Genomic DNA, 21,019 nt, shown 5'->3' with positions numbered 1-21,019 from the left:
CGCCACGCCCAGATGTTCACCTCTTAAAGCGTGGCGGAGCCGCTCTTGTGCTGTTTAGCGTCGAAAAAATTCGACGGGAGCTGGCTCTCAACCTCACCCTCACCCGCTATCTACTCCAGGAAGAAAATGGTGCCGTGCAGCAGCTTACGGTTCCGGTCAACCATCAGGCTGAGGCAGATTTCTGTGGATTCTTGCCGGTCCACTTCGAAGATGCCGGGCGCACGCTGGGCGCGTCGCCCTGGCAACGCTTCCGTCGCCTGTCGCTGCCGCTCGCTGCACCGGGACTGGCCTCTGCGGTCGCACTGACGTGGGTTCGCGCCATGGGTGAATTCGGTATTGTGATGATATTTGCCTGTTTCCCGCAGGGCATTCCGGTTAAGCTCTACAACCATTTGCAGGATCACAGCGTGGACGCAGTACAGGTGCTGCTGTGGCTGCTACTGCTGGTTACTTTACCCTTGCCGCTGGCCTGCTTTGCGTTTGTCCGACGTTATAAGCGGGATGTAGCGCGGCCTACCCGATCGGGAGCGATCTGATGTCTCTGTCTCTGGAGCAGTTAGTTAATAAATACCCTGAAGCCCGTGTCTGGGCGTTTGGCGATTCGGCCGCGCTGGCCGACAGCCTGGTGACGCTGGTGATAGCCGGTAAAAAGGTGGCAAGCTGTGGTTCACTCCAGTCCTGGAAAGATGATGAGGAAAAGCCAGAGCCCGGCGGCTACAGCATCGTGCTGGACGGTGCCAGTCAGCCGCGCTGCGTGATCCGCACCACCGGCCTGTTCCTCACCCGCTTTGATCGCGTGACAGCAGAGATGGCCATGCTTGAAGGTGAAGACGATCTCAGCCTTGAAAGCTGGCGTCGTGAGCACCAGCGTTTTTTCCAGCACACAGGAACCTTTCATCCGGAGATGGAACTGGTGTTTGAGACGTTTCAGCTGGTTGAGGTGATCTGATCTCGCGGAATGGTCGCCAATAAAAAAGCCCTTTCGGGCTTTTTTTCGCGCGTGACAACGTTAACTGGCATTACGCTGGAAGTGGCTGTTCACAAAGGCACGGCAGCGGGGTGATACAGGGTCAAGGAAAACCTGCTCGGGGGACCCCTCTTCTTCGACGATCCCCTGATGTAGAAACACCGCTTTGTTTGACACATCGCGCGCAAACCCCATTTCGTGCGTCACAATGATCATAGTGCGCCCTTCTTCCGCCAGCCCGCGGATCACCCGCAGTACTTCTCCCACCAGTTCAGGATCGAGTGCCGAGGTGGGCTCATCAAACAAAATCGCTTTAGGCTGCTGTGCCAGGGCGCGCGCAATGGCCACGCGCTGCTGCTGACCCCCCGACAACTGCGACGGCCAGGCGTCGCGCTTTGCATATAATCCCACCTTATGCAACAGCGCTTCGGCCTCCTCGGTCGCCTCTCTGACGCTGCGCTTTTGCACATGTACCGGTGCTTCGATGATGTTCTGCATCACCGTCTTGTGCGGCCAGAGGTTGAAACTCTGAAAGACAAAACCGAGCTGCATACGCATCAGCTTGATGCGCTGGCGCTGCGCGCGGCTCAGCTTTTCGTCCGCATTCTCCAGCGTCACGCTGTTCTCGCCAACCGCCACCACGCCCGCCTGCGGCACTTCAAGAAACGGGATACAGCGCAGCAGCGTACTTTTACCCGACCCGCTGGCGCCGATCAGCGAAATCACGTCACCGTCCTGCGCCGTCAGGCTGATATCGTGCAGCACTTCATGTCCCGCATAGCTTTTTCTGAGATGGCTCAGCATGATGGTCGGTTGGGTCATGAACGTGCTCCATAGTAGTAGGGAGAGAGACGTCGCTCCAGTAGGGCAATCCCTTTGCTGACCAGCATGCTCAGCAGCAGGTAGATGATCGCGGCGCTGAGAAAGACCTCGAGCGCGCGAAACGTCGATGAGACAATAGCGTCAGCAATGCCCGTCATCTCCATCAGGCTGATGGTGCTGACCAGCGAGGTCGATTTTGTCATGGAGATAATTTCGTTGCTGTAGGCAGGCAGCGCCTGGCGAATGGCTATCGGTAAGGTGATACGCGTGAAAATCTTATGCGATGGCATACCGCACACTCTCGCCGCTTCCAGCGACTGTCGGCTTACGGCATTCAGGCCGCCACGCAGGATCTCCGAGGTATAGGCAGCGTCGTTGAGGATCAGCGCCAGCAGCCCACACCAGTATGGCTCTCGCAGCATCGGCCACAGCACACTTTCTCGTACCGCAGGTAGACTCCCCAGCCCGTAATAGATCATGAAAATCTGGATGAGCAGCGGTGTACCGCGAAACAGCCAGACGTAAAAACGGGTAACGTAGCTGCCGATGCGCGTCTGGCGCAGCAGATTCAGCAACAGTGCCAGTATTCCCCCGCCAAACAGCGACAGCACTGCCAGGTTTAGCGTCAGCGGCAGGCCTTTAAGCAGTGCCAGCAGGGTTTCCTGTAAAAAAGGGATATCCATCGGCATTCCTTAAATAGGGGTGCGTGGCTGACCGCGCATGGCAAATTTCTCCACGGCGCGGAATAGCCAGTCGGAGCAGGTGGTAATAATCAGATAGATGACCGCGCCGACGCTGTAGAAGAAAAATGACATCTGCGTGGAGTTGGCCGCCGTCGAGATCTGATTCATGGTTTCTACCAGTCCGGTGACCGAGACCAGCGCCGACTCCTTGATCACGGACTGCCACTGATTGCCCATGCCCGGCAGCGCAGTGCGCAGGGCCTGCGGCACGATCATGCGGCGGAAGAGCATCAGTCGGCCCATCCCGGTTACCGTTGCCGCCTCCAGCGTGCCGCCGGGAATAGCGAAGAAAGCGCCGCGAAAAACACCGCTCTGATAAGCACCCGAGATCAGGCCAATCGCGATCGCCCCCGCAATAAAGCCATTGACTTCAAAGGGTCCCTGCAAACCTAATGCTGAGCCGATCGAGGAGAGCACCTGGCGTCCACCAAAGTAAAACAGGTAGATCACCAGCAGCTCCGGCACGCCGCGAAAGACGGTGATATAACCGGCCGCCAGCCGCTGCTGCCAGCGCGAACCGGCAATCTGCATCCAGCAAAGCAGGCTTCCCAGTATCGCGCCAAGCAGCCAGGCACAGAGTGAAACCGTGACCGTGACCGTAGCGGCGTTTAGCAACACGCCGCCCCATCCTTCATCGCCGAAGCCAATGAGCTGCCAGTCAATTTGCGTCAACATGGGCTATCAGGCTTTGGGTGCGACGTCTTCGCCGAACCATTTAACAGAGAGTTTGCTCAGCGTACCGTCTTTAATCATCGCTGAGAGCGCCTCGTCCAGCGCGGCTTTTAATTCAGTACTGCCCTTACGCAGCCCTATGGCCGACCCCGCACCCAGCACGCCGCCGACAAAACCGTAGCCGCTGCTGCTGATAGCATCCGTATGTTTTTTCACAGAGGCGTTCAGATTGGTACGCGACGCCATTACTGCATCGACGCGACCGTTCATCAGGTCGGCAAAGGTCTCCGGACCTGCCTGATAGGTGCGGATGGTAGCGACATCACCCAGGTATTTTTGCAGGAAATCGGCCTGAATCGTGGCGACCTGCACGGCGATAGTTTTACCCTTGAAGGCCGTTTTCAGTTCATCGATCGCTTTCTGCATGCCCGCTTTATCGTCAGCATTGACCACCGTACCGGTACCCGGCAGGGTCGCCAGCGGCGAGGTTTTCGACGTGACAAAGCTGGAGATGCTGACCGTGTACTGTTGGGTAAAGTCGATAGCTTCTGCACGTTTTGGCGTGACGGTTACCGCGTCGATTACCGCGTCATATTTGCCGTCGATCAGGCCAGGGATCATACCCGACCACTTCTGCGCGCTGATCTCATACTTAAAGCCCACGCGCTTCGCCAGTTCAGCCACGATGTCGGGTTCATAACCGACAATCTTGCCGCTCGGCGTGGTCTGGTTAAAAGGAGGGTAGCTGCCCTCGGTAGCGAATTTCAGGGTGCCAAAATCTTTTGCCTGGCTGAGGGCCGGCACGGACAGTAATCCCAAAGCCAGCGTGGCGGCGAACAGGCCTTTGCGCATCATCATAGTGCTATCCTCAATTGTTATTATCAGTCAGTAAATCTACGGCCAGCCGCACCAGCGCCTGCGTACCGACAGCGATGCTGCGCTCGTCGGGCTGGTAGTCTGAGTTGTGCAGATGGTCGTGACGGCCTGGTGTCGCCGAGCCAATATGGATTTGGCAGCCCGGCGCGCGCTCGGTAAACAGCGAAAAATCCTCCGCGCCAAAACTGTCGCTCGGCGTTGCCACAATCGGTTTGCCAAACTGATGCGAAAAGATCGTCTCCAGCGCATCGATCAGGCGATCATCATTCATCAGCGGCGGCACGCCGCGCTGATAGTCCACCTCAACGCGCACGTTCATGGCCAGCGCCACGCCTGCACAGACGCGTCGGAATGACGCTTCCATATCGGCGCGAACCTGCGGTGATTTTGTGCGGATAGTGCCCTGCAACAGGCAGCTGTCAGGGATGATGTTGTGCGTCGTTCCGCCCTGAATATGGCCAATAGTAAGGACGGCAGAGTGAGCCGGATCGCGTTCGCGGGAGATCAGCGTCTGTAGCTGAGCGATAAGATGTGCTGTCGCCACGATGGGATCAACGCCCTTGTGTGGCCGTGCTGCATGGGTAGAAACACCGTATACCCTGACGTCAAACTCGTCGCTCGACGCAGTACTGCCGCCGCGCGTAAGCGCCACCTCTCCCGCCTCCAGCTCCGGTTTATTGTGCAGCGTCACGGCCCAGTCCACGCCCTCTGCCGCGCCGTCCGCGATCATCGCCTCCGCACCGCTCTCTGGCGTCTCTTCGGCTGGCTGAAAGATCAGCCGCACCGTGCCCCGCAGCCGCTGGTGGAAGTGCGGTAATATAGCGGCAACGCCAAGCAGCGTGGCGGTATGGAGATCGTGGCCACAGGCGTGCATCTTGCCCGGGAAGGTACTGCTGAAAGGCAGGCCGGTTTGTTCATGAATCGGCAGCGCATCCATATCTGCGCGTAGCAGCAGCGTTTTACCGGGCTGGGCGCCAGCAATGTCGACCATAACGCCGGTCCGCCCAACGCCTGTTTTGGGTGAGAGTCCCCGGTCGCGCAGCCAGGTCGCCACGAGGTCAGCGGTGCGTACCGTATCGAACCCTAGCTCCGGATGAGCATGAATATCCCGGCGAATGGCGACAAGTTGTGACTCAAGATCTGCCACTCTGGCGCGAATCTCGGTCGCCAGTAATGCTTTTTCGTCAGTCATGATTTCCCTGCAGAACGCCCTTCAGACGGGCTGTATGCACAGCAGATCGTGCCGCTGGCTATATTGTTGTGTTTGCAGGCTTTATTTATTCACAGCACAGCACAGAAAGCAACGCGCGTGCTTACCTGAATATTCTAATAAAAACAGTGAGTTAAATCATATCCGCTTTTATTAGCCTGAGAATAGAGCGAATAAGCAAGATTATTAATAATCACGAACCGCTTATTACATCGACTAATTATGTTATTGCACAAAAGATCATTCGGCAGGCACACGTGCCTCGGTTTGCCTGCAACACCTGCAGAAAAAAGCGTAGAAATGTTTTGCCAGCGCGGCGGGCTGCTCCTCGGGGATAAAATGGCCGCATGCGTCAAGGGTAACGCCGCTGACACTGGTGAAAAACTGTCGCAGCGGGGTCGCCATATCGGGAATGGATCCCTGATCGGCGCTGACCGCCAGCAGCGGCATCGGTAAACGCCCGTTTTGCACCACCGCACGATTCTGGCTGGCTGACAGTTCAAACGCCCGGTAAAATGCCAGCCCGGCGCGCAGTGCACCCGGCCGTGTAAAAATGCGCAGGTACTCCTGCATTTTCAGGGTATCAAACACCCGCGGGTTCGCCGCTTTGCGCCGCAAAAACCAGTCAAGATAGATAGCTTCCCGCCCGGCGATCAATGATTCCGGCAGATCGGCAACAAGATGAAAAGCAAAATGCCAGGTTTTCCAGACGTTCCCTGAAGCAGTAGGCAGCGCATCGGGCATCGTGACGCCCGGAATACCGGCATCGAGCAGAGCCACTTTTTTCACGCGCTCGGGAAACTGAGCGGCCAGCGCAAAAGCAACCCATGCGCCAATGTCATGACCGACAAGATTAAAAGCGGATACATTGAGCTGTCGTAACAGCGCCTCTGTCTGCTGAGCCAGCGTGGCAGTATCAAAGCCGTTCAGCGGCAGATCGGAGTCCCCCTGGCCCGGTAAATCAGGCGCAATAAGATAAAAGCGTTCTGTCAGCAACGGCATTATTTCGCGCCACGCAAAACTGCTTTGTGGGAATCCTGCCAGCAAAACCAGCGGCTCCTGTAGCGGATCACCCGCCGTAAGATAGTGCAAACGCATGCCGTTAACCTGGGCAAAGTGATGCCGGATATCGCTCATGATGATCCCTCAGTCAGGAAATGGTTGTTTCCAAAATCACGACAGTTTTGCCCAGCCCTGTGGCGTTTTTACCAAGAGCCCTCAGCAACACCGAAATTAGGAAATGAACATTTCCTTATACTGCCGCATTTTTCCCCGTCTGAAAAGCGTGAGTCATCCTTTTGCTGTCGTGCGCGCCGGGCGGTCTGGAGGGGCGCAGGCTGGTGCGCCCTGCTGCACCTGTTATGCAGGTCAAAGCGAGGGGCGCCAGATCTTTTTCACAGCGCCAGCGATGATTGTGCCAGGAGGATCATCGACAGCCCTGTTGTCCATGAGCATTGTTCAGCCTGTAGAGAACGATGTGGCTGGCTTACTCTGGCATCGTACGTGAGGGGACCTGCGCCAGCAAACAAGCGCGATACGGGATGAGAAAGCCAGCCGTCGCGACAGCGGTTTTATTTTCGTGAGAGGGCGACACGCCGCTGTAAGCGTTTTAGCTTCTGTGAGGAAGCTGAGGCAAACGCCAGGCCGCCCCGGTAAACAGCGCCGACCCGCCATCTGTCGCGAGGCCAGAATCAGCAGAGGCCGCAGTCACAACCTGTAACCGCGGCGGGTTAACCAGCCAGCCTGTCCGCGTTGCCGGTGACGTGGCAGCCTGCCAGAGAATGACGGGCTTACGCCCCGCCAGATAGCGTACGCTCTGTGCACCAGACAGTTCAGTAGGGGGCGGGTTCGCCACAAGATACCCTCCCGCCCTGCAGATATCGCCGTTCACCTTTATCAGTACGGATGGTCAGCTCGCCGTCGCGCCCCAGCGCTTTGGCCGCAAAAGGATGACGGTGTTGAGCCAGCACGCCGTGGGACTCATGCTCCACTCTGGTCAGTTCGGCAAAACCCTCTGCCTTCAGGGGGCGCGCAAGGGTTGTTCTGCACAGATTTCACCTCAGTAAGCCGTTGTACCAACACTGATAAGCAGAATTGTGCCGTCTGTGCCGAATGTCAGGAAAAAAAAACGCCCTGTATTCAGGGCGTTCAGAGAACGATCAGGCGTGACGCCAGCGGCGCGTGAGCCCTTTCTCCAGCTCAACAATCATAAACAACACGCCACCGACCATAAGCGCAACAAGCCAGTATCTGAACGGCAACGGCTGGGTGCCAAACAGCGCATTCATCAGCGGCATATAGATAATCACGATCTGAAGCACCAGCAATATCGCGCTCACCAGCCAGATACCCCGGTTTTTCAGCAGGCTGCTGTCGAGTGAAAAGTGATCACAGCTACGGCAGTTCAGCATGTAAACCCACTGGGCCGTTACCAGCATCTGTAGCAGGACGGTACGGATGAATTCCGGCGCATAGCCGCGCGTCTGTAGCCAGGCTTCAAGCACAAAGGCGCTGACCGATATCAGCAGTCCCACAAATATCACGCGCCAGATAGCGTAACCGTCCATAACCGGCGCACCGACATTGCGCGGTGGCCGACGCATGACATTTGCTTCTGCAGGCTCAAACGCCAGACCAAACGACAACGTGGCGGCCGTCGCCATATTCATCCACAGGATCTGTACGGGCGTCAGCGGCAGCAGATTACCCATCAGGATGGCGATGATAATCAGCAATCCCTGCGCGAAACAGGTCGGCATGATGAAAAGGATGGTTTTGATCAGGTTATCGTAGACGCGCCTGCCCTCTTTCACCGCCGCCGCAATAGTGGCAAAGTTGTCATCAGCCAGGATCATATCGGCGGCTTCTTTTGTCACCTCCGTACCTTTGATACCCATTGCAATGCCGACATTCGCCTGTTTCAGCGCGGGGGCGTCATTTACACCATCCCCGGTCATACCGACAACGTCTCCCCTGTCAGCCAGCGCCTTGACCAGCCGCAGTTTATGCTCCGGACTGGTTCGGGCAAAGATATCGTACTCGCGCGCCGCCTCCGCCAGCTGGCACCCATTCATCTGCTCCAGATCCTGCCCCGTCAGCGCTTTACCGCTGTTGCTGATACCCAGCATGGTACCAATGGCCATTGCCGTTTCCGGATGGTCGCCGGTGATCATCTTGACGCGAATGCCCGCCTGCTGGCAGTCGTGAATGGCGGCAACGGCCTCAGGGCGAGGTGGGTCCATCATGCAGGCCAGGCCAAGCAGCACCATATCCTGACGCAAATCGTCATGATCCAGTGACGTACCGGGCTGCGCGACAGGTTTCCACGCTGCCGCAACCGTACGCAGCCCTTCACTGGCATAGCGGGTAATGGCAGCCTCCCACCAGGCGCGATTGAGTGGCTCGCTACCGCGGGCTGTCTGCTGGTACGTACAGAGAGAAAGCAGCACGTCGGGTGCGCCAGTCATCAGCACCCAGGCTTGCCCCTGCGACTCGCCGCTGACCGCCATGTATTTATAAAGCGAGTCAAAAGGCAGCTTGCTGGTAATCGTTGCCTGACCGGTTGCCACGCCACCTTTTGCCGCCAGCACTTTAAGCGCGCCTTCGGTTGGGCCACCAACAATGCTCCAGTGACCCGCGGCATTCTGCTGAAGCTGGCTATCGTTGCAGATATCCAGCGTAGAGAGAAAGCGCGTCATTACCGGGTCGTGCTGCGCCGAAAGCCCGTTGCATGGCCCTTCCGCCAGGATCTCCCCCTCTGGCTCATAGCTGTCGCCGGTCACGCGCCACTGACTTTCAGTCAGCACCACCGCTTTGACGGTCATCTCATTCATTGTCAGCGTGCCGGTTTTGTCCGAGCAGATAACTGACATCGCGCCCAGCGTTTCCACCGTTGGCAGTTTGCGGATGATAGCCCGGTTACGCGCCATCGACTGCACACCCAGTGACAGGATAATGGAGATGATGGCAGGCAACCCTTCTGGTACCGCTGCCACTGCCAGGCTAATCACCGACAGCGCCAGCGCCGGCAGAGGGATATCGCGTAGCAGGTAACCAAAGACGAAAAGCCCTGTCATCATCAGTATGATAAGCGCAAAGATCGCTTTACCCAGCTTATCGATTTGAACCAGCAGCGGCGTTCTGGCCGTTTCAATCTGGCTCATCATGTCGTTGATATGGCCGAGCTCGGTATCCCGCCCGGTTGCAATGACCACGCCAGAGGCGGTGCCTGAACTGATCGTCGTACCCGAAAAGGCCAGATTAAGACGATCGCCCAGCGCTTTTTCCCCTTCCAGCACGTCACTGTTTTTCGATACAACGGTGGATTCGCCGGTAAGGATCGCCTCCTCCACGCGCAGATTATGGACGTCCAGCAGACGCAAATCGGCGGGCACCCGATCGCCAGGTCGCAGCATCACCACATCGCCAGCAACGAGAGCGTCACCTGGCACCGTTACGGTCTCGCCGTTGCGTATCACGACGGCCTCATTCGACAACATATTCTGAATGCCCTTCAGAGACCTCTCTGCGTTACTTTCCTGAATAAAGCCGATGAAAGCGTTAATGACCGCGACGCCCAGTACGACAAAGGTGTCGACCCAGTGCCCCATCATCGCAGTGATCGCGGCCGCCGCCAGCAGGATGTAGATCAGCATGTCGTTAAAGTGAGAGAGAAACCTTAACCAGCCAGGCTGCGGCTTCTTTTGCGGCAGCGTGTTGGGGCCATGTTTTTCCAGCCGCGTTTGTGCTTCTTCGGGTGTCAGCCCCTGGGGGGAACTACGTAATTCAGCAAATATTTCATCACTACTTTGCTGATACCAGGGGCGCGCTTTTAGCGCAGCACAGTGCAAATTATGCCGATCGTTATTCATCTTATCCTCTGCGCAGGTAATAAAGGCAGTTTGATCACGGGGAAAATATTCGGCCAGCATAGTGCGTCAGGTTATTTCAGGGGACACTGACTCAGGTCATATTTTCGTGGGTTTAATTCAGTAAGACTGTTGCCGATCCAGCTACGAGAAAATATCGTTATTTACCTGATAGTTACGGGCGGAATTAATGAGTAAACACCTTATCATCAATGTCTTGTATTTAGTGCTGTTTGCTGTATTGTCCACCAGCGCAGTGGGCTGGCTGACATTTTATCTGGTCGACAGATTTTTATAAAAATGAAATTCACGATCCGGTGAATATTCACCAGCCCTTGTTAATTTTAAAATTATTGCCCTTTAATGCGTGAAGCACTGTTGTCCTTAAGATGATTAAACAGCAATTAAATCTCTAAACAGAATAGAGAAGGCAAAATGCGCGCGGCGAAAGTAGAGAGCGGTCTGTGTTATCCAGACCGCTTTGTTTTTCACTCCCTGGTGCGAGGGTTCAGGGGAAAGAGACTCCTGACACCCTGCTCAGCGTTGCTTCCAGCGACGAAGGCAGCAGCTGGCCGTGCGTCTGGCCAGGATAGCGTATTTCGTTCAGCCTGACGCCTTTCTGCTTTAACGTGGCGATCAGCGTGCTGTCAGCCTCTTTTACCCCTTCACTCTCCATTCCTTTGCGTCGGTCAGTCTGCCCGTCGCCTTCAATCAGATAGAGCGTTTTACCTGCCAGCGCCGTTTTCGGCGCCTGCTTCGCCAGATCAACGATACGCTGATGCCGCCAGCTGACAGAGGGGGCTGCGCTGAAATAGTGCGTGAACCAGGAAGCGTTATAAAGCGTGTCCAACACAAACAGCCCGCCATAAGAGTGCCCCCAGAGCGCGCGGCGTTGCGGATCGCTTGCCGCCTGTTTTTCTGCCCAGGGCACAATCTGGTTTAGCAGTAGCTGGCGAAAAGCATGGCTTCCACCGCCAGCATAGCGTTCCCGCTGTGGATCGCCCGGCTGACCACCGGGCGGCGTATAGTCCAGAGCGCGGGCCTGCACATCAAACGGCAGGGTAGTGTCATACCCGATTGCGACCAGCACAGGCGGTGTCCTGTTTATCATCTGCCGTAGCCGGGCGTCACTGAACTGTGCCATCGCTGCATTGCCATCCAGCATATAGAGCACAGGAAACCCCTGCGCCGGCCTGCTCTGCTTTGGCACTCCGAGCCACACTTTATAGTGGCGAAGGCCATCGGCCGAGATGAACATCCGGGTGCTGAACCGGTAACTGGCTGATCCGCGATCGGCAATATTTTCACCCAGCGGCTCCATGCGTGGCCTGCTGTGCGCCTGCGACAAAGGGATGAACGCCATAGCCAGCGCCAGAAGCGCCGTGAAGAAGTTTTTCAGCATACTGCGCATAAATGGAGTATCTCAGTCTGTTAACAATGATTCGCCATACTAACAAATCGCAACAGATAATGAGAATCTTTCTCATCAGAAGGGTCACCATTCCTTCAGTTCTCTAATACGCGCGAATGGCACTACTCTGATTTGGCCGCGAGGGGATTGCGAAGCAACTTCACAAATCGTTAAATTTCAGCATTCAGCCAGATCTTTATTTATTTTGATGCCGACCGTTAGTCAGCCTGATGACGACAGCGCCTCATTTTTTTCCAACACCAGCAAGGCCATTAATCAGAGGTTGTGAAATGGACCGCCTTAAATATCAGATACGGGTTGTACGCTTTTTATGCCTTTATGCGCTATACCGCACAGGCATATTTAAGTTTAGCGATCTTACCTACTCCGATGTACATGAAAATGAAGCATTAGATATTCTCACCAGACAGGACAGTCAGAAAAGTACTATCCCGAAAGTCATCTGGATGTACTGGGACAGCCCCAATCCGCCTGAACATATTATGGCTTTCCATAAAAAAATGAAGGCAACTAACCAGCAGCACGAGATTATTTTGCTGGACCGTAACAGCCTGCGGGAATATCTGCCTGCACTGAACTTCGATTATCAGGGCATTGGCTTAGCCCATAAAAGCGACGTGATTCGGCTGGCGCTGCTCCAGCGTTACGGGGGGATCTGGGTTGACTGCTCGACGCTGGTTTATCAGGATTTTAGCTGGGTACACGAGCGCTGCGGCTACGATCTGGTCGGTTACTACAGCGAGGCCAATACTGACAATGCCCGCTATCCGGTGATCGAAACCTGGTTTATGTGTGCACCGCCAGAAAACCCCTTTATCAGCCGCTGGCTTGAACTCATCATGCCGCTGACCAAAATCAGCGTAGATGATTATTATGCGCAGATTAAAGACCGGCCCGATTTCGAGCTAATCAAGCAGGGGATCCCGCGCGGCAGCTATCTGACCACCAATTATCTTAGTCAGATTGCCATGCGAGAAGCTGACAGCCTGAATCTTTACCTGAAGAAATGCGAATCCTCGGCTTTTTATTATCAGAATGTTTTTAAGTGGAACTGTCTGAAGATGTCGCTGTTTTTACTCTGCACCCGTCAGCCTGCCACCCATCCTAAATTAATTAAGCTGACAAACAGTGACCGCCAGTTTTTACCTCTGGCCCGTAAGCTGGGGATCCTGGAGGCAGAAAGCATACTTGGAAAACTCATGCTGGAACAACAGCACCCTTGATCACTAAGCAGGCAAAAAATGGCAAAACTAAAACAGCACCTCAGAACCGTAAAATTTCTGCTGCTTTATGTTTTATATAAGCTCAAAATTTTTCGATTCCCTGATCTGGACTATTCAGACGTCCATGATAACGATGTCCGGGATATTCGCCGACAGACAGGCGCTGAGGTGAGATCGGTTCCCAAAGTGATCTGGATGTACTGGGACGACCTGACGCCGCCTGACTTCATCCTGGCGTTCTACGCCAAAATGAAACAGATGAACCCGGATCACCAGATCCGTTTGCTGAACCGCGAATCGGTGAAGACCTTCCTGCCCTGGCTGCGCTTTGACTATGCGCAGATTGGCATGTCGCATAAAGGGGATGTGATCCGCCTTGCGCTGCTGAAAGAGTATGGGGGCATCTGGGTTGACAGCTCAACGCTGGTTTATCAGGATTTTTCATGGGTTCACCAGCGCAGTGGCTATGATGTGGTGGGGTACTACAGTGACGGCACCACCGTGGATAAAGCATTCCCTGTCGTGGAAGCCTGGTTTCTCGCCTCTCCGCCTGGCAATGCGTTTATCACCCGCTGGCTGGAGCTGATTATGCCGCTCACCCGGATCGGTATTGACGAGTACTATGCGCAAATACGTCAGCGCAGCGACTTTGCCGATATCCGTCAGGGTATCAATCGTGGAAGCTATATTATTATTAACTTCCTTTGTCAGATTGTGATGCGCGAACAGCCGGGCTTTAGCTGCTACCTGAAAAAGTGTGAAAGCTCCGCCTTTTTCTACCAGGATGCTTTCCGCTGGGACAGCCTGAAAATGTCGCTGTTTCTGCTCTGTACACGTGAGCCCGCCACGCATCCTAAGCTCATTAAGCTGACCAATGACGATCGTCGTTTTCTGCCGCTGGTGCGCCGGCTCAACATCCTCAGGCGCGACAGCGTAATGGGCAAGCTGCTGCTGGAAAAATAATCTTCGCCGCGACCAGAGTCTTCCGCCAGGGTCCTTACTGGCCTGGCGGATTGATTAGCGCGGTGCAAGAGTTATGACGTCATACTGCCCGCCAGCCACGTTACGCTTTCGCGCATGCCGGAAGACATGGCGCTAAGCGTAAATGGCTCTGTTCAGGCCCGCGCGGCTATCCCCTGCGCAGTGGCAAGCTGCTCAGGCTACACCACAGTAGCGTAACGCGGCAGTCATGACTGCCGCGCCAATAATCACAGCAATCAGCGGCGCTTTACGCCACGCCAGAAACAGGGCAAACGCCACGCCCAGCACTCGCGCCATCCCGGCAAACTGTTCGCCCTCAAACAGCGTACTGGTCGATGCCACCGCCAGTAACAGGATTGTTGCGGCATCGGTCAGCAACGTCTGCGTTCGTTCAGTCAGCGGCAGACGGTTTCCCAGTTTTACGCCCGCCAGACGAATGAGGTAAGTGCCGGACGCCAGAAGCGCAATGCCAGCAATAATCAGGGCCTGTTGACTCATTTACGCATCCTCCACGTCAGTAAACCCAGCAGGGAAAAAAGCACCGGCATGCCAGCCGGAACAAAAGGTGTGGCCAGAACAGATAACAGCGCGCCGCTGGAGGCAGGAATAAGCGTACGGCGCTTACGCAGCGCCGGGAATATTAGCGCAATCAGAATGGCGGGAAACACAGCATCAAGGCCAATCACCGACACATCAGGAATAAACTGGCCGATTGCTGCACCGGTGATCACCGTCAGCGGCCAGATCAGGGCGATACCCAGCCCGCATACCCAGAAGGCAGCCCGACGCTGTGCCAGCGTAGACTGAGAGATGCCAAACACGACGCTTTCATCGTTCATGATGTGGCAGCCAAACAGACCGCGCGCGCCCGTCCCCACCAGATCCTTGACCGCGATACCAAAGGGAAGATGACGGGCATTAACCAGCAGGCCTGCCAGCGCAGCAGTTAGCGGGCTGCCTCCCCCCGCCACAATACCAATAAACAGGAATTCCGACGCACCTGCCAGCACCAGCGTTGAGAGCGCGATAGGCACCCAGAGTGGGAAACCGTCAGCGCTGGCTAGCGAGCCATAAGACAAACCAACGATGCCGTCGGCGAGGCACACCAGAACAATGGCTTTTATGACTCCCCGGCTGAGAGGGGTACGGGAGACCTGCATAACAAATCCTTCTCATAACGAACGATATTTCCGTTATAATGAACGCCCTCAGATCGTTTTACAATGCGAACGATTTGTTCGGTTTAAAAAACAGGAGTGAACGTGACCCCGATCACAATTATTGCCCAGAGTCTGGTTCGCGAACGCCAGCGCGCCGGCCTGTCGCTGGCTGAAGTAGCTCGTCGCGCCGGTATCGCCAAATCCACGCTTTCGCAGCTGGAGTCAGGCAGTGGCAATCCCGGTATTGAGACGCTGTGGGCGCTGTGCGTGGCGCTGAATATTCCTTTCGCGCGTTTGATGGAGCCAGAAGAGAAGCGTCTGCAGGTTATCCGGCGGGGCGAAGGCCCAGCCGTGACGGCGGAACTGGCTGACTATCAGGCTGTTTTGCTGGCAACCTGTCCGCCCGGTGCGAGACGCGATATCTATCTGCTCAATACCCAGCCTGGCAGCGAACGCTGCTCACAGCCGCACTCTCCCGGCACCATTGAACATCTGATTGTGACGCAGGGGCGTGCGCTGGTGGGACCGGAAAGCTCGCCTGTCGAGCTGCATCCGGGAGACTATATCTGCTATGCCGGGGATGAGGCCCACATTTTTCGCGCGCTGGAGCCAGATACGCTGGCTGTGCTGGTAATGGAGCACGGCTGATCCATAATATTTTCCTCTGACGCATCCTGCTGCCGCTGTGCCATGAGAGGTGTAGCATGGCGTATACAAGGATAACGTCAGAGGATGCCATGCAAATTATACCCGCTACCGCCCAACATATTCCTGCCATTCAACATATTTACGCCTGGCATGTTCTCTACGGCAGCGCCACATTTGAAACTGAGCCGCCTGACGCCGAAACGATGCAAACGCGTTTAACCACCCTGCTTGAAAAGGGAGGGATTTGGCTGGTCGCCCTGGATGAAGGTAACGTGACAGGTTACTGCTATCTTGCGCCCTACCGCCCCCGCTATGCCTATCGCTTTACGCTGGAAGATTCCATTTATCTCCATCCTGAACATACCGGTCGTGGTATCGGACGGGCGCTGCTGACGGAAGCGCTGCGCCTGGCCGAGGCGCGTGGCTTCCGCCAGGTTGTTGCCGTGATTGCCGGGAACGACAATCTGGCTTCGGTGGGTTTGCACCGTGCGCTGGGCTTCTGCGACACAGGCGTATTAAAAGCAGTGGGATTCAAGCATGGCCGCTGGCTTGATACGCATCTGATGCAGCGTGAACTGGGCACTGGCGACAGCACCCTGCCAGAATAACGCCCTTACGAGGCCATCCGCTGGCCCTTACCACGTCCCTTTTACGATATAGCCTGATGGGAGCCTGAGGCCATGACGCAGCGTATTGCAGTTATCGGTGCTGGCATAATAGGGTTGTCAGTTGCACGCATGCTTGCCCTGAAGGGCGCGCAGGTCACGCTGTTTGATAAAAGTGTGCCAGGTGCGGGCACCAGCCAGATTAGTTTTGCATGGGTGAATGCCAACGGCAAAAGCCCGGAAAGTTATCACTCCCTCAATGCCGCGGGCATAGAGGCACATAAACGTTTGCAGCGGAATTCAGGCGCGACAACGCCGTGGCTGCTGGAAACCGGCACCTGGGAGTGGGCGGCCGACAGTGCGATGCGGGCGCAGCTGGAAACCCGCGTTGCCAGACTGATCAGGCTTGGCTATCCCTCGCAGACGGTAACGCGTGAGGCGCTACTGGCTCATTTTCCTGAGCTACGGCTCGATGCCCGCATCCAGCAGGGCTGGTTTTTCCCGTCAGAATGTCTGCTCTATCCTGGCCTGCTCATCGGCTGGCTGCGGAATCAGGTTCGCTCTCTGGGTGGCCAGCTGTTCCCTTATACCGAGGTCATTGCGCTGTCGGAGCAGGCGAGTGGTGTCACCCTGGAACTGTCAGACGGCGAGCGCTGGGTGGGCGATCGCGTCATTCTGGCAACGGGTCGATGGTCAGCTGAACTGGTGAGCCAGCTCGGGTTTGATCTGGCCATGACGGATGCGAACCGCCCGGATAACGTTGCCTGTAGTTTCCTGGCTTACACGGATCCTCTTCCGCTTCAGATCAACAGCAACATTATTTCGCCTGAGCTGAATATCAGGCCGGAGGGAGGCGGACGGTTGCTGTTACAGGCACTGGATCTGGATGAACATGCGGATCCGGCCCGTCCGGTCAGTACGGAAGGAGCAATTGGTCAGGCGTTTTTGCGCCGTCTGCGGCGGATGTTTGTTCAGACTGAAGGGGCGCGTATTGCCAGGATAGAGGTGGGTCAGCGCTCGCGCCCGGCGGACGGTTTGCCCGCTCTTGGCTTTGTGGGGGGATCCGGACGCATCTATCTGATGGTATCGCACAGCGGTATGACACTGGCACCTGTGCTGGGTGAATTAGTGGCAGAGGAGATGATGACCGGGAGGCGGTCTGAAATGCTGGCTGATTTTGCGCCTCAGCGCCTTATGACGCCCTTTACCGGTAAAAGCGGAGGCAATACCCCCGCTTATCTTCCTGCGGCCCAGTAGGGTTTAGCGGCGGTTTTTCCAGACGGTCTGAATATTACAGAACTCATGCACGCCGAAGTGTGAGAGTTCACGACCGTAGCCACTCTTTTTGACACCGCCAATTGTGACGCGCGGATCGGACGCGCCATTTCCGTTAATAAACACGGCTCCGGTTTCGAGTCGGTCGGCGAGTTGATCGGCAGTGGCGCTGTTGCCTGTCCACAGGGTTGCGCTGAGGCCGAACTCACTGTCATTGGCAATTGCCAGCGCATGTTCGGCATCGCGGGCAATGGCAATTGCTGCAACCGGACCAAACAGCTCTTCGCGAAATGCTGTCATGTCGTTAGTGACATCTGACAGGATCGTGGGGGCATAGTAGTTACCCTCCCCTGCGATCTTTTCGCCGCCCAGAACCAGACGGGCACCTTCCTGCAACGACCGTTTAACCTGATTATCAAGCTCATCGCGTAAATCAAAGCGCGCCATTGGGCCAAGATAGTTGTTTTCGTCCAGCGGATCACCCATGGTCAGTGTCTGGACGGCGGCGCTGAAGCGTGCCTCAAATTCTTCAGCAATGGAGGCTTCCACGATAAAGCGTTTTGCCGCCATACAGACCTGCCCGGTATTCTGGTAGCGACCTGTGACTGCGGATTTAATGGCTTCATCAAGATCGGCGTCTGCCAGTACGATGAAGGGATCGGATCCACCCAGTTCCAGTACGGTCTTTTTCAGGGCCGCTCCGGCCTGTGCAGCGATCGCTGCGCCTGCACGCACGCTGCCTGTTACCGCGACAGCAGCAATACGCGGATCGTTAATGGCTGCGGAAACACCGTCATTATCTACGTTAACAGAAGCGAATGCCCCTTTTGGCAGATCTGTCGCCTCAAATAATTCTGTCATCAGCGACGCACAGCCCATTACGTTAGGCGCATGCTTCAGCACATAGGTATTGCCTGCCAGCAACATGCCTACGGCACCGCGCAGCACCTGCCAGAATGGAAAGTTCCACGGCATTACAGCCAGAATGGTACCGACCGGTTTAAAGCGCTGCCAGGCATCCGGAACCTGCGTAGGCTGATCCTCCAGCATCGCTGGACCGTGTTCAGCGTACCAGTCGCTGAGAGTGGCACATTTGAGGATCTCCGCACGCGCCTGAGCAACAGGTTTGCCCATCTCCAGCGTAATCATGCGTGAAAGTTCGGGTTCACGCTGGCGAAGCTGCTCAGCAAGCTGACGCAACACCTTCACACGCGCAGGAATATCACTCTCACGCCACTGGTGAAATGCGGAAGCACTGGTTGCAAGCGTACTTTCCAGTTCTGCCAGAGACTGCATCGGGTAACGAGCCAGAATTTCACCAGTGGCAGGATTTTTAGAAACAGCGTAATCGGTCATAGTGCCTCTCTTCAGGGTCTGTAAGGATGTGATTACCTTACGCCTGGGATTTCTTTATGAAAAATGAATAATCATGATTAACTTGTTTTCTTATTATGAATACCATTGGGACAGGTGAGCAGGATGATATGACCTGTGGTGCGCTGGCAAATGAGTTATCCACATATACAGAGAACAGATCCCTATAAACGATCATAAAGAGATCCTGTAAAGATCCAAAGAGATCCCCGATCGCCACAGGCCGCACCCCACAAGGGCTGAGAAGGTGATCGCGTTCACTGTAATCAGCAAAGTGTTCACTGTAATCAGTACTTTATTCACTGTATAGAGTAGAATGTTCACTGTAAACAGTGATAGTGTTCACTGTAGTCAGAAATCGATCCTTTTCATCCCCAGAATGAAGATCTCATGCTATGGCAGATAAAGAGAGTGAAAACAAAGGGTTATTAGAACCTTTTCTGTCCGTGACCAAAAACAGCGGCGAAGTTATTCAGCTCCATCCCAACAAGAATAATACCGTTCAGCCGGTTGCTCTGATGCGACTGGGGCTCTTTGTTCCCACGTTGAAATCTACAGCACGAGGCAAATCGGGTGCTATGGCCTCAACCGATGCGACGAAAGAACTCAAGAACCTGTCGCTGGTGAAAGCTGAGGGGTATGAGAAGATTACCATTACCGGTGCACGGCTGGATATGGATAACGATTTCAAAACCTGGGCGGGGATAATCCAGTCTTTTTCTCGCTATCCCACCAAAGGCGACACGGTAACGCTGCCTTTTATCGATTTTGTGAAGATGTGTGGCATTCCTTCGGCGAACTCGTCAGCAGCCTTGCGTAAAAGGCTTGATGCTTCACTGCGCCGTATTGCTACCAACACGCTCTCTTTCGAAGGCAACGGCAAGGCTTATCACACGCACCTGGTGCAGTCTGCCTATTACGATCGCGAAAAAGATGTGGTGATGATCCAGGCCGATCCGAAACTGTTTGAGCTGTATAATTTTGACCATAAGGTGTTGCTGCAGCTCAGGGCAATATCGCGATTAAAGCGTAAAGAGTCTGCCCAGGCGCTGTATACCTTCCTGGAAAGCCTGCCGACAAATCCTGCCCCTATTTCGCTGGCGCGTCTGCGTATGCGCCTGAATCTCGGCTCTAAAACCACCACGCAGAATCACGTTGTGCGGCGCGCAATGGAGCAGCTTAAAGAAATTGGCTACCTCGATTACTCTGAGGTTAAACGGGGTCGTTCAGTGTTCTTTATCATCCACAGCCGCACGCCAAAACTGGACGGCATTGGCAGTTTAGAGAGCATTGATTCTCTTGATGAGATCGATTTCGATGAATAACGGGCCAAGTTCACTGTAATCAGCAAACATCCATTACGGTGTCACGTTTACCCTATGCGTGACGCTGTTCGCCTGCCTCGGCTCCTGCGCTTTGTCTTTTGCTCGCCTTTGCCTGTTCACTGTAACAAGCAACATTCACTGTAATCAGTACTATTAGGTTAGCGCGCCGATAACCGCAATTCTGAAACTCATAAAATCATTAAATTACAGTGGATTGCGATCCGATTCATGCTTGCTTAAAAAATACCCCTTTTCTTGATTTCTCAGTATGCCGGTCTACACTGATTACAGTGAATTTTATGATTAACGACGCTTAGTTACTGATTACAGTGAACATATTATGTCTGGCCGATACTGAATACAGTGAACGGTAACAGATAAACGTATGAAAAATAATGAAATGATCGCTTTTTTCTGCCGCAGCCGTGGTGACCGACTACAGTGAATGTCTGGCGTGAACCTTTTGGCGATGGTGACAGGGCCGGTGTCGAAACTGATTACAGTGAATGTTACAGGCAGTGTGCAACCGGTTTGTGCATTAAACCAGCGATCCTGCTCTTTACAGTGAATCTTTTTATCTCTGTTCCACCTTTTAATTCTTACTTCTGTCCGGTTCTACTGATTACAGTGAATATAACTCCCCACGCTGCGTGAGGTCGTTTACTCATTACAGTGAACGTTACTGCTTCTCTTTCCCGACATTATTGCTTCTGACATTGTTCTCTCCTGCCAACTCTGTGACGTCACTGATTACAGTGAACGTTGTCTGCTTGTCCCACTCTTCTACTGAATACAGTGAATGTTAGCGGGTCTCTAGCATAAAAAGGTCGCAGCCGCG

Annotated in this window: 19 protein-coding genes and 1 pseudogene; 8 read left to right on the top strand and 12 right to left on the bottom strand. The window is 54.9% G+C overall.

All coding sequences use genetic code 11. The annotated features are described in order from the left end of the window. Positions 1 to 212 precede the first annotated feature (212 nt). Positions 213 to 536 (top strand): annotated as a pseudogene (locus tag HP564_RS02185) (ABC transporter permease subunit); the annotation flags it as partial. Further along, on the top strand, positions 536 to 949 hold the full coding sequence (locus tag HP564_RS02180) for an ASCH domain-containing protein (protein ID WP_371239731.1): 414 nt from the start codon (positions 536 to 538) through the stop codon (positions 947 to 949). The pseudogene HP564_RS02185 and the gene HP564_RS02180, both read left to right, overlap by 1 nt. Positions 950 to 1,009: 60 nt before the next feature. On the opposite strand, the gene HP564_RS02175 is transcribed toward HP564_RS02180, so the two are convergent. From HP564_RS02175 to HP564_RS02135, 9 genes are all read right to left on the bottom strand, one after another. Beyond that, positions 1,010 to 1,789, bottom strand: a complete 780-nt coding sequence (locus tag HP564_RS02175; protein ID WP_371239729.1) for an ABC transporter ATP-binding protein — start codon at positions 1,787 to 1,789, stop codon at positions 1,010 to 1,012. Beyond that, positions 1,786 to 2,472, bottom strand: a complete 687-nt coding sequence (locus HP564_RS02170; protein WP_371239727.1) for an ABC transporter permease — start codon at positions 2,470 to 2,472, stop codon at positions 1,786 to 1,788. Before HP564_RS02170 ends, HP564_RS02175 begins: the two co-directional genes overlap by 4 nt. A gap of 9 nt (positions 2,473 to 2,481) precedes the next feature. Further along, positions 2,482 to 3,207, bottom strand: a complete 726-nt coding sequence (locus HP564_RS02165; RefSeq protein ID WP_371239725.1) for an ABC transporter permease — start codon at positions 3,205 to 3,207, stop codon at positions 2,482 to 2,484. A gap of 6 nt (positions 3,208 to 3,213) precedes the next feature. Further along, complete coding sequence (locus tag HP564_RS02160) at positions 3,214 to 4,062, bottom strand: transporter substrate-binding domain-containing protein (RefSeq protein WP_371239723.1); 849 nt, start codon at positions 4,060 to 4,062, stop codon at positions 3,214 to 3,216. 10 nt (positions 4,063 to 4,072) lie between these two features. Further along, positions 4,073 to 5,272, bottom strand: coding sequence for a M20 family metallopeptidase (locus tag HP564_RS02155; protein WP_371239722.1), 1,200 nt, complete (start codon positions 5,270 to 5,272; stop codon positions 4,073 to 4,075). Positions 5,273 to 5,530: 258 nt separating this feature from the next. Next, the gene (locus tag HP564_RS02150) at positions 5,531 to 6,427 is read right to left on the bottom strand and encodes an alpha/beta fold hydrolase (RefSeq protein ID WP_371239720.1); all 897 of its coding nucleotides are present in this window, start codon (positions 6,425 to 6,427) and stop codon (positions 5,531 to 5,533) included. 472 nt (positions 6,428 to 6,899) lie between these two features. Continuing rightward, complete coding sequence (locus tag HP564_RS02145) at positions 6,900 to 7,145, bottom strand: hypothetical protein (RefSeq protein ID WP_371239718.1); 246 nt, start codon at positions 7,143 to 7,145, stop codon at positions 6,900 to 6,902. A 304-nt stretch (positions 7,146 to 7,449) separates the two neighbouring features. Then, entirely contained in the window at positions 7,450 to 10,161 is a 2,712-nt protein-coding gene (locus tag HP564_RS02140; protein ID WP_371239716.1) for a cation-transporting P-type ATPase, read from the bottom strand. Positions 10,162 to 10,666: 505 nt separating this feature from the next. Further along, the gene (locus HP564_RS02135) at positions 10,667 to 11,569 is read right to left on the bottom strand and encodes an alpha/beta hydrolase (protein ID WP_371239715.1); all 903 of its coding nucleotides are present in this window, start codon (positions 11,567 to 11,569) and stop codon (positions 10,667 to 10,669) included. Positions 11,570 to 11,859: 290 nt separating this feature from the next. Here HP564_RS02135 and HP564_RS02130 point away from each other — a divergent pair, with 290 nt between their 5' ends. Together HP564_RS02130 and HP564_RS02125 are read left to right on the top strand one after the other, a co-directional pair. Further along, positions 11,860 to 12,813 (top strand): glycosyltransferase family 32 protein, encoded by a 954-nt coding sequence (locus HP564_RS02130; RefSeq protein ID WP_371239714.1) that lies wholly within the window; start codon positions 11,860 to 11,862, stop codon positions 12,811 to 12,813. Positions 12,814 to 12,981: 168 nt separating this feature from the next. Next, the gene (locus HP564_RS02125) at positions 12,982 to 13,776 is read left to right on the top strand and encodes a glycosyltransferase family 32 protein (protein WP_371239712.1); all 795 of its coding nucleotides are present in this window, start codon (positions 12,982 to 12,984) and stop codon (positions 13,774 to 13,776) included. Positions 13,777 to 13,968: 192 nt separating this feature from the next. Here the strand turns inward: HP564_RS02125 and HP564_RS02120 are convergent, their stop codons facing one another. Then, a complete protein-coding gene (locus tag HP564_RS02120; RefSeq protein ID WP_371239711.1) occupies positions 13,969 to 14,292 on the bottom strand; it encodes an AzlD domain-containing protein in 324 nt (107 codons plus the stop codon). Further along, positions 14,289 to 14,954 (bottom strand): AzlC family ABC transporter permease, encoded by a 666-nt coding sequence (locus HP564_RS02115; RefSeq protein ID WP_371239709.1) that lies wholly within the window; start codon positions 14,952 to 14,954, stop codon positions 14,289 to 14,291. The genes HP564_RS02120 and HP564_RS02115 overlap by 4 nt, the downstream gene beginning before the upstream one ends. A 102-nt stretch (positions 14,955 to 15,056) precedes the next feature. Here HP564_RS02115 and HP564_RS02110 point away from each other — a divergent pair, with 102 nt between their 5' ends. The 3 genes from HP564_RS02110 to HP564_RS02100 all read left to right on the top strand — a co-directional run bounded on the left by HP564_RS02110 (position 15,057) and on the right by HP564_RS02100 (position 17,464). Continuing rightward, positions 15,057 to 15,602, top strand: a complete 546-nt coding sequence (locus tag HP564_RS02110; protein WP_371239708.1) for a helix-turn-helix domain-containing protein — start codon at positions 15,057 to 15,059, stop codon at positions 15,600 to 15,602. Between the two features lie 89 nt (positions 15,603 to 15,691). Next, a complete protein-coding gene (locus HP564_RS02105; RefSeq protein WP_371239707.1) occupies positions 15,692 to 16,210 on the top strand; it encodes an N-acetyltransferase family protein in 519 nt (172 codons plus the stop codon). Positions 16,211 to 16,282: 72 nt separating this feature from the next. After that, the gene (locus HP564_RS02100) at positions 16,283 to 17,464 is read left to right on the top strand and encodes an NAD(P)/FAD-dependent oxidoreductase (protein ID WP_371239705.1); all 1,182 of its coding nucleotides are present in this window, start codon (positions 16,283 to 16,285) and stop codon (positions 17,462 to 17,464) included. Positions 17,465 to 17,467: 3 nt separating this feature from the next. Here HP564_RS02100 and HP564_RS02095 read toward each other — a convergent pair whose 3' ends face one another. Next, on the bottom strand, positions 17,468 to 18,838 hold the full coding sequence (locus tag HP564_RS02095) for an aldehyde dehydrogenase family protein (protein WP_371239704.1): 1,371 nt from the start codon (positions 18,836 to 18,838) through the stop codon (positions 17,468 to 17,470). Between the two features lie 413 nt (positions 18,839 to 19,251). On the opposite strand from HP564_RS02095, the gene HP564_RS02090 reads away from it, so the two are divergent. Continuing rightward, entirely contained in the window at positions 19,252 to 20,181 is a 930-nt protein-coding gene (locus tag HP564_RS02090) for a RepB family plasmid replication initiator protein (protein ID WP_371239702.1), read from the top strand. Positions 20,182 to 21,019: the final 838 nt, after the last annotated feature.

Origin of the sequence: Pantoea sp. KPR_PJ (assembly GCF_041386365.1) — a bacterium.
In the GTDB taxonomy this organism is placed as follows: Bacteria; Pseudomonadota; Gammaproteobacteria; order Enterobacterales; family Enterobacteriaceae; genus Pantoea.
Note: the sequence above shows the minus strand (reverse complement) of the source record. Positions and strands in the feature narration are given on the sequence as shown.

What these genes read in the sequence shown, in the direction of transcription:
- HP564_RS02170 (WP_371239727.1), bottom strand. Translation starts at nt 2,472, where the DNA reads ATGGATATCCCTTTTTTACAGGAAACCCTGCTGGCACTGCTTAAAGGC.
- HP564_RS02130 (WP_371239714.1), top strand. Translation starts at nt 11,860, where the DNA reads ATGGACCGCCTTAAATATCAGATACGGGTTGTACGCTTTTTATGCCTT.
- HP564_RS02135 (WP_371239715.1), bottom strand. Translation starts at nt 11,569, where the DNA reads ATGCGCAGTATGCTGAAAAACTTCTTCACGGCGCTTCTGGCGCTGGCT.
- HP564_RS02165 (WP_371239725.1), bottom strand. Translation starts at nt 3,207, where the DNA reads ATGTTGACGCAAATTGACTGGCAGCTCATTGGCTTCGGCGATGAAGGA.
- HP564_RS02160 (WP_371239723.1), bottom strand. Translation starts at nt 4,062, where the DNA reads ATGATGATGCGCAAAGGCCTGTTCGCCGCCACGCTGGCTTTGGGATTA.
- HP564_RS02115 (WP_371239709.1), bottom strand. Translation starts at nt 14,954, where the DNA reads ATGCAGGTCTCCCGTACCCCTCTCAGCCGGGGAGTCATAAAAGCCATT.
- HP564_RS02180 (WP_371239731.1), top strand. Translation starts at nt 536, where the DNA reads ATGTCTCTGTCTCTGGAGCAGTTAGTTAATAAATACCCTGAAGCCCGT.
- HP564_RS02105 (WP_371239707.1), top strand. Translation starts at nt 15,692, where the DNA reads ATGCAAATTATACCCGCTACCGCCCAACATATTCCTGCCATTCAACAT.
- HP564_RS02090 (WP_371239702.1), top strand. Translation starts at nt 19,252, where the DNA reads ATGGCAGATAAAGAGAGTGAAAACAAAGGGTTATTAGAACCTTTTCTG.
- HP564_RS02155 (WP_371239722.1), bottom strand. Translation starts at nt 5,272, where the DNA reads ATGACTGACGAAAAAGCATTACTGGCGACCGAGATTCGCGCCAGAGTG.
- HP564_RS02150 (WP_371239720.1), bottom strand. Translation starts at nt 6,427, where the DNA reads ATGAGCGATATCCGGCATCACTTTGCCCAGGTTAACGGCATGCGTTTG.
- HP564_RS02100 (WP_371239705.1), top strand. Translation starts at nt 16,283, where the DNA reads ATGACGCAGCGTATTGCAGTTATCGGTGCTGGCATAATAGGGTTGTCA.
- HP564_RS02175 (WP_371239729.1), bottom strand. Translation starts at nt 1,789, where the DNA reads ATGACCCAACCGACCATCATGCTGAGCCATCTCAGAAAAAGCTATGCG.
- HP564_RS02120 (WP_371239711.1), bottom strand. Translation starts at nt 14,292, where the DNA reads ATGAGTCAACAGGCCCTGATTATTGCTGGCATTGCGCTTCTGGCGTCC.
- HP564_RS02140 (WP_371239716.1), bottom strand. Translation starts at nt 10,161, where the DNA reads ATGAATAACGATCGGCATAATTTGCACTGTGCTGCGCTAAAAGCGCGC.
- HP564_RS02095 (WP_371239704.1), bottom strand. Translation starts at nt 18,838, where the DNA reads ATGACCGATTACGCTGTTTCTAAAAATCCTGCCACTGGTGAAATTCTG.